Genomic DNA, 13,642 nt, shown 5'->3' with positions numbered 1-13,642 from the left:
TTAAATCGGTCGGATATCGGGCTTCCATGCCACTGCTCCGCAAGAGACAATCGATCACAGATCATTCACGGACCCAAGGTTTACAATCAAACGCCGGTTCCGATCAAGAGCTTTTCAGACAGGTTCTCAGACACATTCTGTCGCCTTTCAAATGAGGTTAGCCCTACGACTAGTCAGCGGCTGATCTCGCAGAAATAGAGGGCAATATCATTGGGCGAGTTCACGTAGCAATCGCTCGCCAGAAGCTGACCGCAAAGCCGCTCCCTAAACGGGGATTGCATCAGCCATGTTGCGCAGTCCATCAATGACGAGCGGAATTCTAAAAAAAGACATTGATGAACTCTGGCGGTCGCTTCTAAATAACTCGTGGTTTCGTGTCATAAAAGATGTGATCGTCCTAGCTGTCAATAATTTGGATGAAAGTGATCTTCCCCAAGTATAGGAGATTAGCCTTTGATACAGCCAGTCGTCTTACTGTTATCAATGGTATTGGTGTGTGCTATCTGGACACTATTGCGAGAAAGGCGTCTTCGTCAAGCATTGCAACGCGTACTTCATCGACTCTTGGAGAAACTGCGAAACTATGAATCGGATTAAGATTGTTAACATTGTTGCCCTTGTGCTCATTGCTTTCATCTTCGGCTGTGATGAGGATGAACTCCTGGAACTGGCAAAACGCCACAATCTCAATGAACGGGAACGCAATAAGATCATGGCGGAACTACACGGCAAAGTTGCCGAAGGTTCCAGTGAGATGGTTGCGGCGGATGCCATCGCCCGCAAAGAGTTGGTAACGCTACACCGCGAAGTTCAAGCCGAGCGGGCAGAATTTGGCAAGCAGCGAGATACCCTAGAGCAGGATCGCAAAGAGCTTGCTGCGGAAAGAAATCGAGATTCTCTGACAGCTTCCGCAATGTTATCCCTTGGCACTTTAGCTGCTTGCCTCGCGCCGCTAATAGTCTGCTGGTATCTGCTGCACAACTCTCCAGGCGACGCGGATGATACTCAGGTATCGGAGATGTTCCTGAGCGACCTCGTCGCCGACCAGCCCATACTTCTGGAACGCCAAAATACAAATCCACCGAAACTAACCCATCAAACCGAACCTGATAGGCAGGAGGAATAAGTGAGTCACATCGTCACGATCCAAACGCAAATCAAAGACGTGGCGGCTCTTCGGCTCGCCACCAATCGTCTCGGACTTCCCGAACCGGTATACGGTACCTATAAGTTGTTCAGCAACGAGGCAACCGGTTGGCAAGTTCAACTTCCCCAGTGGCGATATCCGGTTGTGGCCGATGTCGAAACGGGCAATCTGGCCTACGACAACTACGAAGGACGCTGGGGAAACCAATCCGAACTCGATCGCCTCATGCAGCGATATGCCATCGAGAAGGCTTCACTCGAGGCTCGTCGAAAGGGGCACACCGTACTGGAACAGCCGCTTGAAAATGGAGCAGTCAAACTGACCATCCAGGTCGGAGGTGCCAGTTGAATAAGACCTTCGAAATTTTTATCTCTCCTCAGGGGGAGACCAAGATCACCACGCTTGGCTTCTCTGGCGCAGCATGTCAGGAAGCCAGCAGGTTCCTGGAGGTCGCTCTTGGCACAAATACCAGTGAGCGGCTAACCAGCGACTTCTATCAAGATCTGCAACAGCAGGAACACAACCAAGTCGATTCCTGATTTGTGCCCAAGTTTCATCATTTCATCTGGACTAAGGTTGGTAACTATGAACCTAAAGACTCAATTGGCAGAGTACGTCCGTGCCTGCTTCACGGCGATTTGGGTTGAATCGCATGAGCATCAAGACGCTCTATCGGAAATATCAAGCCTCTGCCGCGATGAGCAGTGGCAACTTGCATGCTGGGACATTGAAACAGGATTACAGGTCGCCGGCTCACCCGACTCGGAAAGTAGTGTGGCAGATCCCCTGACGGCGATTCGCGCCTCCAGTGCGCTGGGAAATGCAGGCACGCCTACCATTCTAGTGCTCCAGAATTTTCATCGTTTTCTGTCCTCAGCAGAAATCGTACAAGCGATGTGCCAACAAATCGTCGCCGGAAAACAGACGAGAACGATCTTCGTCATTCTCGCGCCGATCGTCCAAATCCCTCTAGAGCTTGAAAGACTGTTCGTCGTTGTGGAGCATGCGTTACCCAATCGAGAGCAACTGGAGGAGATCGCTCGCGGAATCGCAACGGAACCAGGCGAACTTCCCGATGATCTCGGGCTTGGCCGGGCGTTGGACGCCTCGGCAGGTCTGACTCGCATGGAGGCCGAAAACGCCTTCAGTCTATCGTTGGTCCGGCAGCAGCAGATTACAGCCGAAGCGGTTTGGGAGCTTAAGACCCAGACGCTCAAGAAGAGTGGCCTGATATCATTACATCGAGGAACGCAAGACTTTGACAGCCTTGGGGGAATGGAGTCCATCAAGGCCTTCACGAGACGTGCCCTACGTCCCAACGGCCGAACGACTTCCCATTGCCGTCCGCGCGGCGTCCTGCTGCTCTCGCCACCCGGTTGTGGGAAGTCGGAGTTTGCTAAGGCCCTAGGAAAGGAAGTGGGACGTCCCGTCCTAATTCTCGACGTCGGCAGCCTCATGGGCTCGCTTGTAGGTGAGAGCGAATCGCGAACCCGACAGGCCTTGCGAGTCATCGATGCCATGGCGCCATGCGTTGTCATGCTGGATGAAATTGAGAAGTCGTTCGCCGGCGTTAACGGGAATGGAGATTCCGGAGTGGCATCGCGAATGTTCGGTACCTTCCTTAGTTGGCTGAATGATCATCAGTCGGATGTGTTTGTTGTCTGTACGGCGAACGATGTTTCTCGACTTCCATCGGAGTTTGGAAGGTCCGAACGTTTTGATGGCGTTTTCTTCCTCGATCTGCCCGATCGAGCTGAAAAGGACGCCATCTGGAACATCTATCTGGATTACTTCGAGATAGACCGAGATCAAAGTCTCCCTGATGATGCAAATTGGTCCGGTGCAGAAATCAAGAGCTGTTGCCGTCTCTCGGGATTGCTAGATGTTCCGCTGATTCAGGCCGCGGAAAACGTGGTGCCGATTGCCGTGACGGCAGCCGAATCGATCAACAAGCTGCGAATTTGGGCGAGTGGTCGCTGCCTGTCGGCAAGTCATTCTGGCATCTATCAAAGATCCCATGGGCATGGGAAGTCTCGGCGAAAGGTTCACCGAGATCCGTCCGCGAACTAAGTAAATTCTTTAGCAATCAATCTCCTGAACTCCACAGCCATGTCTCCCGTGAGGCATGGCTTTTTTGTTGCGCTGAACCATTACTCCCTAAGTTAAGGAAGTTCAATTCATGAGCACGATGGTCGATTCAATGACCGATTCACCACCCGTCGATTCGTCTCCGTCCGAGCGACTACGTTCTACGATGATCGCGATGCGTTTGAGCTTTAGTTGGTTCGGGGTCCGCAAATCGCTGACATCCGAACAACGCTCGGAAGCGGCTGAGGCATTCGGCGCCGATGGCGAAGTCATCTCCGCCGGAAAACGCTTGATCGATACGACGCATTCTAGGTACAAGGCGGTTACGAATGTCCGAAGCCGTACCGTGGGACTTTGGAAATCGGTCAGCTTGCCGTTTCCAGAGATTGGTATCCGCCTTGTAAAACGAGACGACCTGAGCTCGATTCAAGTTTGGATGACGACTCTCAAGCAAGATCTGCAAGAAGCCGTCTCGGAGCTGGATAGAGAATTTACCAATCTAAAGGAGGCTGCTCGACTTCGTTTGGGCCGGCTTTACAACGAAGCGGATTATCCGATCAGCCTGCAGGGTTTATTCGATCTGAATTGGGATTGGCCCAATGTCGAGGCACCTCGGCATCTGCAGCAATTATCACCCGAACTGTACCAAGAGGAATGTCGGCGGGTTCGATCTCGGTTTGATGACGCCGTTCGCATGGCTGAGCAGGCATTTATCGAGGAACTTGAGAAACTGGTCTCGCATCTATCGGAACGACTTTCCGGTTCCGATGATGGCAAGCCGAAAATTTTTCGCGATTCCGCACTGGAAAATTTAACTACGTTTTTCGGACGGTTTAGGGATCTCAATATTGGTTCAAGTGAAGAACTTGAAGATCTCGTCAACCGGGCTCAGCAAGTCGTCGGTGGCATACAGCCCCAACAACTCCGTGACAGCCATCAGCTTCGTCAGCAAGTCGCAACTCGACTGGCGACCGTCCAGTCCTCTTTGGACGGACTTCTAGTGGATCGCCCTCGTCGAAATATCCTACGTCGACCTCGATAGGAGGGTGTGGATGAGAATCGTTATTCAACAAGATGGCTCAGCCCACTGTCTCTACCATGAGTTGTTTGATTTGAGTGCTTTGGGACGAATTCACATAACACGCGCTAGTCATGTTGAGCCAAGTGAGATGGGGCAATGGACTGCAGATATGACGCCTACAAGAGGTCCAATTCTGGGGCCATTCAAGAATCGAGGAGCAGCGATTCTCGCGGAACAACAGTGGCTTGAGTCACACTGGCTCAACCGACAGAGATAGTCCTCCTGAATTTGGTCAAACACTCTTTCCACGGTGGCGTTGATTTTGTCTTCGTTGCCCAAATGCTTTTTAACATTGGAGTAAATGCAATGATACAGCAAGCACTCGATCGATTGGTCGCGTCAGCTACTGGCGATGACCTAAGAGAGGTTCGTCGACTTGGTTTTCAACTGGCAGATCCGGATCAAGTTGATTACGACCCAGAACCTTTATCGATACAGCCACATGCGATTGACTGGGATGAAGTCGATCGCCATCGCAATATACGATCCTGCAACTAAACCAGTTCCCTGGTGATGGCGGCCGTCTTCCATGGAAGGAAGCGGCAGCCTCATTCAGAGCTTTCTTCTCAATGAGGTTTAACATGATTCAGGTTAAAGGCTCCACAATTCAAGACTTCTGTACGATCCTGCGAAAAGGGCTGGGAATTTGCAATCGCCGCCGAGGTCCAGATGTTCACGTCAGCTCAGACGAAAAGTGCCTTCGGATTCGCGCGATCACAGATGAAATTGCTATCGAGTGGGCAACTGCGGGCAATTCTCTACCTGAAAGGTTTTCAGCACCTTTGGATTTGTTACGAGAGTATCGTGGATCCCGTACCAGCAGCGTTGATTGGAAACTGGACGGCGAAAAGATTGACAGCCACTGGTTGGATGCGGGCGTTCACAAATCCCTTACGTTTAAGGCAATCTCGCAGGATAGCACGTTCCCTGAAACTCCAGTTCACTGGGTTGAAAACGAAAGACGGTTAGTAGCTGCTTTATCTATTGCTGCAGATACGGTTGATCAGCGATCAACGGAATTTGCTTTGAGTTACGTTTGTCTCCGTGGTCAGGATGGGCAAGTTGTCGCGACCGATGGTAGACAGGCGATTGCCGAAAGCGGCTTTCGATTCCCTTGGAACGAGCAATGTCTAGTTCCATTACGACGACTGTTGACTTGCCAGAAGTTTCTCGATGGTGAAAAGGTGCACGTTGGGAAGTTGGCCGATTGGGTCGTCATTCGTTCCGGACACTGGACAGTCTGGTTAAGAATCAACAGGCGTAGCCGTTATCCCGAACTCGATTTCTTGCTCCGGCGTCCAGCTTTCGTAGTGGCCGTTTTGCAAATAGGCGAAAGCGATGCCAAGTTCTTACAACGAAATTTGAAGAATTTGCCTTCCAGCGAATCGTTCAACGGGCCGGTGACCATCGATATGAATGATCAGATAGCTCTCCGCGCCGAGAATGCACGTTCATCTAGTGTCACGGAATTAATACTTGCCAATTCAAGGAGATCAGGAGCCGAGGTTTGCCTTGTTTCAGATCGTACCTTTCTGGATCGTGCTATTCGATTGGGGTTTCGCGAGTTCTTAGTTGCCGGCGAAGAAGCTCCCGTCGTTTGCGTTTCTAAAGATCGAGTTATGGTTTGGGCACTGTTGGGTAGTGACGCAGCCATTCGCTCTTCATCATGGGCGGCAAAAACAAGCCTCGTTTCCGATATCCATTTCAACAAACCTTTTTATCTCGATTCACTATCAAGATCCACGATTAAGAACTGAGCGTTGATTTCCCGGCTACCAAATTCAGCATGTGATTCGTAGTAGCTCTCCAAAAAACGATTGGGTGGAAGATTCCGTCTTGTAAGAGATCTATGGCGAATAATGATTGTCTTGCAAGCTATGGGACTCTAGCTGGTAATTCGTTCTTGTTGCGATCGAAGTTTTTCGACTCCCGGATGAGCCTACGTAAGTGCAAATAAGCGGATCTTCCGGAGCGTTATTTCCAGGGAGATCCGCTTCTTTTTTTTAGCTATTGGCTGCAGTGGATGCTACTTCGGCACTGCCGAAGAACGGCAACTTGACTTTTAATTAATGTGGCCTTTGCAATTTGAAAAACATAGTCTCTTTTCAACGTCCGGAAGGCGCTTTGGCAAGTAATCGTCATTCCGATAATCTATAGGAGTTGACTAATGGTATCTTGCCGTCGTCTGCTTGTACCGGCCGACTCGTAGTGGATCAACGGATTGTGGTCGATGGCATTCGGCGAATTATCAGGACTGATGGTCCCTGGCGCGATCGGCTGGAGAAGATCAGTAGATTTAGCACGCACGATCTTCGATCCATTCGTGACGTGGAATTAGGGAGTAACGATTGATGAAATACAGGATCCGCGCCAAATGTGCTGACGTGGACGCGGGAGCGATTGATAACGAGTTGTGGTGCGTGGATGGTAGACGCCACAAAGAACTTGGAAAGTAGAATCGGCCATTGGCGTCTAAGAAAGTTTCATAGGCTCGATGTCTACTGGTTTACCATTTTACGGCCATGATTGCCGTTGAACGCGACATTGCCCTGAAGAGGTTTACGTTCCGAGCGTACCTTCGAGCAATTCATCATCAAAGTATTCTCGAGAAGTATGTTGACGTAAGCCGAATGTCGGCTTATAAACAATGTATGGGCGAGGTCAAAACAATTCAGTTACGCCAGTTTTGCGAACTCTTCAATGTTGAGCATCGAGAAGTTCGTTACATTCTCGAGCAAGGGTACATTCCTAAAGGAGTTATGAAGTCACCCAGCACTGGAAATCGACGTGAATTCCAGCCGGATCATGCGCTATGGTTGGGGATTGTCCTTAAGTTGAAGCAAGTGGGCATCCGGACGCCATTGGCTGCAATGGTTGCTGAGCGTGCTGTCGAGGGGATGACGATTTTTGCGCAGCTATATGGCTGGGATTATGGCCTGTTTCCATTTAAAGGAAGGTTAGATGCTGACCAAAATTATTTTATGGACATCGGTGATCTGACCTGCATACGCTTCGTGTTCGATGTGTTTCCAACTGGTCGCGTTAGTCGTGATTTTAGGATTCGCATGAGGGCCCGCAGGTACTTAGGTTGGCAACCCGTGGACGGCTCTCGTTGCCCAGTGCAAGACTTCGAGCCGTTTGTCACATTGAGAGTGGATTTGTTACGAATTATTAAACTATTAAACAAGTATGAACCCTGGTCTGCGTCGAAGGGCTCTCAGATTTGAGGTTGTAATCTACTGCGCTTATCGCCGTGATTTTTTTTGGGGCCAATAAGCCGATTGTCGGCTTATTGGGTGTCGGTTAGAAATTTTCACCAGTGCCGTAGGTTTGCCAGAAGTGATCTGGTCACGAGGTTGGACGCTTAGAGGACTCGCGATGAACGACATGCAAAATGAACAAGCCGGAAGGCGGGGAGGGCCTAAGACAAATAAGGGAAAACTTGCTGCATCGCGTAACTCGCTTAGACATGGACTCACGAGTAAGAAGCTAATTCCAGAGTTACTTCGCAAAGATCAGGTTGCAGGGATTCAAGCCAGCCTAGATCAGGAATTTAAGCCCGCGGGTACAACGGAGCAGTTGCTTGTGGCAGAGATGGCACGTCATGCGGCGATGATGGAACTCGGTGAAAAGGCCGAGGGCGCCGTCCTTCGGCATGGTGCACGCGAACTATCGGGCATGATTCTAAGCACCAGTAGTGAACCTGGGGATGATGCTGACGAGCGGGAAGACGCAGTTCTGGCCTCGGCTGTGTCAACGGAAGCATTGGACAAGTTTAACCGTTATCGACGGGGACACGAAAAGGCGTTCTACGCGGCTCTCAATAAGCTTCGTGAGATTCAGCACGATCGAATGACTCGTCAATCACAGGAAAAGACTGAGCAGAAGGATAATTCGGCAAATCTATTCGAGACGGAAGCGGCATGCGAGAAACATCTTGCAAAACGCTTTAGTCGATCGAACTGGCGATGTCCGCGCTGCCTCGGTGCTCAGGGAAGTTGGCTTCAACGTCAGAAGCGGTGGGAGTGCAATGGTTGTCATCGGCAGGTTGGCCTCCGGCACGGGACGGTCATGGAGCGGTCACAACTGGCGCTGACGGCTTGGTTTCGAGCCATACAGGAGGTTGTCCACAATCCCGATATCACTTCCTTGCAGTTAGCGGAGGTGCTTGGAATTCAGCGTCGGGGCACGGTAACTAGGATGATCAACCGAATCACGAATGCTATGCAGGCAGATGGGGCGAACACGCAACTGGCAAGTTTGAACACGATAACGAAAGCCGAGTCAACCTGAACCAGGCGTGCGCCGAGGCGCGAATCTGCGAAACGAACCTCACAGTAAAGAGAAGCCATCAGATCGTCGAGCCAACGTTTTTTCATTTTTGCTCGTCTGCCAAACCTGAAGCAGGCGTTTTCAGATGATAGTACTTGTTAAGGATAAGAGTCATGTCTGACGCAACTGAGGATGACGCCGGTGATCGCAATCCACAGCGAAAACCGGGTAAGAAGCGACGTCGACCGACCACGCCTGCTGTGAATCGGTCACAAGACTCATCCAATCGGCGAACGGCGGAGCCAAGTCCTCCGAGGGCGATGAGTAGTGATGAGATTCTTCGTTCGATGGGGCAGATGCCTGGCCTCATCGCCATGGGAATACTCACCCCCGTGCAGGCCAATGCGATGCGTGGGGTCTACGGCACCATGCTGCAAGCTAACCAACGGATGCAGTCTCGTCGCGATGAAGGTCGGATTGACGATCCTGACATCATGCAACATCTTCGAGAGCACCCTTTCCTGTTGAACACATTCGAACCGTTTCTTACCGATCAGCAGATCGCCAGTATCATGGAAGAGTACGACGAGGATGAGGAAGGTGGGCAAGCTTGAGTTTTGTAAGAGCTTTGTCTTTCTAAATCGGGAGCGAATTCGTTTCGATGATCGTCCTTACCTTCCCGGATTCTATGAATCGTCGGCGAAGAACTTGATACTTCGCACAAGTAGGCAAGTAGAGAAGAGCACGTTCCTAGTCAACACGATTTTGCATCTAGCATGTGTTCAACAAGGGACTCGAATTTTGTTTGTCTGTCCACGAATGGAGCAAGCCAGAGTGTTCAGCCGAACTCGCCTAATTCAATCGTTGGAACAGAGTCCAGTGATTCGGAGGTGTCTATTAGGACGTTCCCGCCAGCGGTTGCCGATTACGAACATGAGTTTTGTCAATGGTTCAGAGCTCTATATCCGAGCAGCATATCGTTCGGCAGATGCAGCTCGGGGGATTAGCGCGGACGTATTATTGGTGGATGAATTCCAGGACATCGCCGCTGGGAACTTGCCAGTCCTTCAGGAAACCATGAGTCATTCTGAAGTAAGAAAGACGATACTCACCGGGACGCCCAAGCTGCTCGATAATCCCCTTGACGCGGTGTTCTCCCAATCCACGGCTCACGAGTGGACCATGGAATGTTCTTCTTGTGGATATGGTGTCGTTCCAGATGAGCGTTGTCTTGGAGCAGACGGTCCTGTATGCAGCCAATGTGCTGCGCCGATCGATCCATCACGTGGTAATTGGGTGCCTCGCAATCCCTTATCGACGTGGGGGGACGGATATTGGATCAACCACGTCATGGTACCTTGGATGGACCATGTCGATTTGCAAGACCGGCGAAGGCATTACGACCTCTCACGCTTTAAGAATGAGGTTTTAGGAATGCCGACAACTTTGGGCGAGCATGTGGTAACACTTAGCGAGTTAGAAGCATGTTGTACCGAGAGGCCAATGGCAAGGGCATGGTCCGATGTCCCTGTAGTCGCCCAAGGCGAACTTGTCGCAGGAATTGACTGGGGTGGTGGTGCTGTCAGCCGAACGGCAATTGTTATCGGATTCATGAATAGAGACTACATGTTTGAGGTCCATCATTTTAGCCACCTAATGCCCAATGAGGACCCTGATGTTGTGCTAAAGAAGATTGCGGAGCTTTGTCGGACGTTTAGAGTTCGATGGATCGGTGCCGACGGCGGAGGCAACGGACTCGTTTATAATCGCCTGCTTTTACAGAATCATGATCTTGATGCAAGGCTATTCGCAATTTTTTATTCCGCGGCCGGTCAGCCCCCTCAACGTGACGGTGTTCTTGCGAAATGGACGGTCGGGCGTTCGGCGACTATCGGCGGGCTATTCAGTCGAGTCAAGGCGAGGAAAATACTCTTTCCCAGAAGGCAAGAGTGCGGGAGACTGCTCGATGAGTTTGTTTGTGAAGTCGCTGAATATGACGATGTGAACCGAACGATCAAGTATTCACATCCCGAAACCCAGCTCGATGACGCCCTACATGCGACGAATTACGCACTGCAAGTCGCTACATTCAATTTCCCTGCCAATCGTGAGGCGAGAGCGTTTTCGGGCTTCTAGCGAAACAACATTGTCGTCGTGATTCACGGGATAAACAAGGTAATCGATTGAACTTGTCCATCAGGATGGAACCGTGAGGGGCGGGCCGTCAAAGGTTTCGCGCCAATGCTCTTTGACAATTCGAACCAATATTGGCCGCGACGAAGGGTGTTCTGTTTGTGACCGGAGGTTAAGCCTTCACAATCCGCTCCCGATTCTGCGTCACACCCTTCGTCGCGTTGCGGGTATCCAGTACCAGCTTGCTGTGCTGCACGATGAATGCGTAGTCGTAGGCGGAATGGTCGGTGGCGATCAGGACCAGGTCTTGTTGGGCCAACCAGTGGGCGGTGAGGTCTTCGCTGGTCATCTTGGGCACATCATAGTGCCGCATCTCTGGCAGCACCGGGATGTGCGGATCGTTGTAACTGAGTTCGGCACCTCGTTTCAGGAGCTCTTCCATTAGCTTGAAGGAAGGACTCTCGCGAGGATCGTCGACGTCCTTTTTGTAGGCCACGCCCAAGAGCCCGATCTTGGTCCCTCGTACCGGCTTCCCGTGGTCGTTAAGGGCCTCGATGACCTGCTGAATGACGTAGTGCGGCATCGACGAGTTCACTTCGCCTGCCAGTTCAATAAACCGCGTCGAGAGTTCGTTCTTACGTGCAAGCCAACTTAAATAGAACGGATCGATCGGGATGCAGTGGCCACCCAGTCCGGGCCCAGGGTAGAACGCTTGAAACCCGAACGGCTTCGTTTTGGCGGCGTCGATCACTTCCCAGACGTCGATCTCCAGTTTATGGAACAAGATCTTCAATTCGTTGACTAGCGCGATGTTCACCGCTCGGTAGATGTTCTCGAGAATCTTGCACGCTTCCGCCACTTCCAGGCTACTCACCGGCACCGTTTCGACCACGGCATGGCCATACAGGTCGCAGGCCAACTGCAAGCTAGGCGGGCCGTATCCGCCCACCACTTTCGGAATGCGGCTCGCATTAAAGTCCGGGTTGCCGGGATCTTCCCGTTCTGGGCTGTAGGCCAGAAAGAAGTCACGCCCAATCACCAATCCCGACTCCGCGAGAATCGGCAGCACCACATCGCGGGTCGTGCTGGGGTAGGTCGTACTTTCTAACACGATCAACTGGCCCGGCCGGAGCACTTGCGCGATCATGCGAGCCGTATTCTCGACATACGTCAAATCTGGGTCGCGGCTTTCCGACACGGGCGTCGGTACGCAGATCAGCAGGGCGTCGGCCTCTTGCAGTCGCTGCATGTCGGCCGTTGGGTCGAACTTCTTCTCGGCGATGCACTGGGCAATCCAAGCCGAGTCGATGTGCTTGATATAGCTTTGCCCCGCCAGCAGACGCTCGACCTTGGTGGGATCCGAGTCAAACCCAATGGTTGAGAAGCCGGCCCGCACAAAGGCCTGAATCAAAGGTAAGCCGACATACCCCAGACCGATCACGCCCACCTTGGCCGTCTGGTCCTTGATGGCGTCAGAAAGCAACTCGAACTGGTCACCGGGCGTTTTGTCAGAGGAGGCGTTCGACGACATGCGTACCTTTCGGGAAAGACGAATAGCATCACGATCGATAAGAGGCAGGCGAACTTGAAGAAGAACCGCAGCGCTCGTCGACCGTGATGAAGACGTGGCTCCAGTATACTCCGCTGCCCCGCAATTCAGCGAGGTGCCCGCTCGATCAATCGCCCACCGAAAACACTACTTGTCCCAGGTTGGCAGGGGATGGTCGAGTCCGCTGACGGTGTGGAGCATCGTTTGGCGGACCGAGTTCAGACGTAGGAGATGCGGCGCGACATGATTCCGCATCATCCGCTTGAGGAACGTTTCTCCCTTGGCGAAACCGGTGAAGGTGCGGATTCGCTGGATGATCGCGTTATCGACGGGCCACCGCATCTTGTGGTAGGAGCCCAGTTGGTCGCGCCGGGCGAGCTCCGCAAAGACCCAGGCATCTTCGATCCCCAGATTCATCCCGCGAGCACCCACCGGAGAATGCAGATGCGCCGCATCACCGGCGAAGTAAACCTGACCGACATTCATCTTCTCGACCAGGCGATGCGAAATGTGAAACGATGAGTTCCACCGCGACGTCCCGATCGGGTTGGCTTCGTTCAGGTAGTTCAGCGGTTCCGGGAAGTTGCCCAGCACTCGCCACACGGTTGGTTCGCCAGGCGCTTCATCGCCGGTCACAATCGGCAGCAGGAACAGGAAACCATCTTCCACAAACTTGATATGTGCCCGGGCAGGATCCAGGTCGGTTGCCAACGCGATATCATCCAGCACCCAAGCTCGGTCGTAGGTGTCGCCAGGGAAGGGGACGTGGACCGATTTGCGACAGATGCTGTGCGCGCCGTCGGCGGCCAAGATCCAGGGCGCGGTGGCAAGCTGACGCTCGTACGTTTCGGCGTGGACCAGTTCGGCTTTCCCTTCCGTTAGCTGAGGGGAATCGACCAGTTCGATTTGCCGCTCGATCTCAATCCCTCGTTCGGCCAGGTCTTCACGCAAGATCCGCTCCGTGGTGGCTTGCGAGAGGGCCAGCAGGAAAGGGAAGCGATGTTCCAGTTGTTTGAAGTCGACCTCGGCGACGATCCGATCGCCACGATGAATGGTCGCGCCGTGCACCACTTTACCCAGAGCCAGCAGTTTATCGGTCAAGCCGATCGTTTCCAAAATCTCAAGTGTGCGTGGATTTACGGCCAAAGCTTTCGAGAGCAGGCTCGGCTCAGGCCGCTTGTCGACAATTCGAGGAACGATGTCATGCCGCGAGAGAAACGCGGCCGCGGCCAATCCGACCGGACCAGCACCAATGATTAACGGAGTTGATTGCGTCATGCAGAGAACGTTCGGGTAGGAGGATGCGTCTCGATAGCGTTAACCGTATGCATCAACCTAGGATGCTGCGAGGTACTGTGCAACTACGGGACCC

At 52.3% G+C, this 13,642-nt stretch carries 12 protein-coding genes; 10 read left to right on the top strand and 2 right to left on the bottom strand.

Features of this window, described 5'->3' with window-relative positions; all coding sequences use genetic code 11:
- The first annotated feature begins 583 nt into the window (after nucleotides 1–583).
- The 10 genes from C5Y83_RS10875 (at nucleotide 584) to C5Y83_RS10820 (ending at nucleotide 10,724) form a co-directional block, all read left to right on the top strand.
- Nucleotides 584–1,126: a hypothetical protein gene (locus C5Y83_RS10875; RefSeq protein ID WP_105329684.1), complete on the top strand. Its 543-nt coding sequence runs from the start codon at nucleotides 584–586 to the stop codon at nucleotides 1,124–1,126.
- A complete protein-coding gene (locus C5Y83_RS10870) occupies nucleotides 1,127–1,495 on the top strand; it encodes a DUF1257 domain-containing protein (RefSeq protein ID WP_105329683.1) in 369 nt (122 codons plus the stop codon).
- Nucleotides 1,492–1,686, top strand: coding sequence for a DUF2997 domain-containing protein (locus tag C5Y83_RS10865; protein WP_105329682.1), 195 nt, complete (start codon nucleotides 1,492–1,494; stop codon nucleotides 1,684–1,686). Before C5Y83_RS10870 ends, C5Y83_RS10865 begins: the two co-directional genes overlap by 4 nt.
- Before the next feature lie 46 nt (nucleotides 1,687–1,732).
- Complete coding sequence (locus tag C5Y83_RS10860) at nucleotides 1,733–3,217, top strand: AAA family ATPase (protein WP_105329681.1); 1,485 nt, start codon at nucleotides 1,733–1,735, stop codon at nucleotides 3,215–3,217.
- Between the two features lie 109 nt (nucleotides 3,218–3,326).
- Nucleotides 3,327–4,277: a hypothetical protein gene (locus C5Y83_RS10855; protein ID WP_105329680.1), complete on the top strand. Its 951-nt coding sequence runs from the start codon at nucleotides 3,327–3,329 to the stop codon at nucleotides 4,275–4,277.
- A 905-nt stretch (nucleotides 4,278–5,182) separates the two neighbouring features.
- Complete coding sequence (locus C5Y83_RS10840) at nucleotides 5,183–6,073, top strand: hypothetical protein (protein WP_146117736.1); 891 nt, start codon at nucleotides 5,183–5,185, stop codon at nucleotides 6,071–6,073.
- A gap of 765 nt (nucleotides 6,074–6,838) precedes the next feature.
- Complete coding sequence (locus C5Y83_RS10835; protein WP_105329676.1) at nucleotides 6,839–7,543, top strand: hypothetical protein; 705 nt, start codon at nucleotides 6,839–6,841, stop codon at nucleotides 7,541–7,543.
- 151 nt (nucleotides 7,544–7,694) lie between these two features.
- A complete protein-coding gene (locus C5Y83_RS10830) occupies nucleotides 7,695–8,609 on the top strand; it encodes a hypothetical protein (RefSeq protein WP_105329675.1) in 915 nt (304 codons plus the stop codon).
- 152 nt (nucleotides 8,610–8,761) lie between these two features.
- Nucleotides 8,762–9,202 carry a hypothetical protein gene (locus C5Y83_RS10825; protein ID WP_105329674.1) on the top strand — a complete coding sequence of 147 codons (441 nt, stop codon included), beginning with the start codon at nucleotides 8,762–8,764 and terminating at the stop codon, nucleotides 9,200–9,202.
- Nucleotides 9,180–10,724, top strand: a complete 1,545-nt coding sequence (locus C5Y83_RS10820; protein WP_105329673.1) for a phage terminase large subunit family protein — start codon at nucleotides 9,180–9,182, stop codon at nucleotides 10,722–10,724. Before C5Y83_RS10825 ends, C5Y83_RS10820 begins: the two co-directional genes overlap by 23 nt.
- Nucleotides 10,725–10,893: 169 nt before the next feature.
- Here the strand turns inward: C5Y83_RS10820 and C5Y83_RS10815 are convergent, their stop codons facing one another.
- Both C5Y83_RS10815 and C5Y83_RS10810 read right to left on the bottom strand, forming a co-directional pair.
- Nucleotides 10,894–12,252: a nucleotide sugar dehydrogenase gene (locus C5Y83_RS10815; protein WP_105329672.1), complete on the bottom strand. Its 1,359-nt coding sequence runs from the start codon at nucleotides 12,250–12,252 to the stop codon at nucleotides 10,894–10,896.
- A gap of 165 nt (nucleotides 12,253–12,417) precedes the next feature.
- Nucleotides 12,418–13,548: an FAD-dependent monooxygenase gene (locus C5Y83_RS10810; RefSeq protein WP_105329671.1), complete on the bottom strand. Its 1,131-nt coding sequence runs from the start codon at nucleotides 13,546–13,548 to the stop codon at nucleotides 12,418–12,420.
- Between the last annotated feature and the right edge of the window lie 94 nt (nucleotides 13,549–13,642).

Source organism: Blastopirellula marina, from assembly GCF_002967765.1.
Classification (GTDB): domain Bacteria; phylum Planctomycetota; class Planctomycetia; order Pirellulales; family Pirellulaceae; genus Bremerella; species Bremerella marina_A.
Note: the sequence above shows the minus strand (reverse complement) of the source record. Positions and strands in the feature narration are given on the sequence as shown.

Excerpts from the sequence above, each read along its gene's own strand:
- C5Y83_RS10875 (WP_105329684.1), top strand. The coding sequence starts at position 584 with ATGAATCGGATTAAGATTGTTAACATTGTTGCCCTTGTGCTCATTGCT.
- C5Y83_RS10860 (WP_105329681.1), top strand. The coding sequence starts at position 1,733 with ATGAACCTAAAGACTCAATTGGCAGAGTACGTCCGTGCCTGCTTCACG.
- C5Y83_RS10855 (WP_105329680.1), top strand. The coding sequence starts at position 3,327 with ATGAGCACGATGGTCGATTCAATGACCGATTCACCACCCGTCGATTCG.
- C5Y83_RS10835 (WP_105329676.1), top strand. The coding sequence starts at position 6,839 with ATGATTGCCGTTGAACGCGACATTGCCCTGAAGAGGTTTACGTTCCGA.
- C5Y83_RS10830 (WP_105329675.1), top strand. The coding sequence starts at position 7,695 with ATGAACGACATGCAAAATGAACAAGCCGGAAGGCGGGGAGGGCCTAAG.
- C5Y83_RS10825 (WP_105329674.1), top strand. The coding sequence starts at position 8,762 with ATGTCTGACGCAACTGAGGATGACGCCGGTGATCGCAATCCACAGCGA.
- C5Y83_RS10820 (WP_105329673.1), top strand. The coding sequence starts at position 9,180 with ATGAGGAAGGTGGGCAAGCTTGAGTTTTGTAAGAGCTTTGTCTTTCTA.
- C5Y83_RS10815 (WP_105329672.1), bottom strand. The coding sequence starts at position 12,252 with ATGTCGTCGAACGCCTCCTCTGACAAAACGCCCGGTGACCAGTTCGAG.
- C5Y83_RS10810 (WP_105329671.1), bottom strand. The coding sequence starts at position 13,548 with ATGACGCAATCAACTCCGTTAATCATTGGTGCTGGTCCGGTCGGATTG.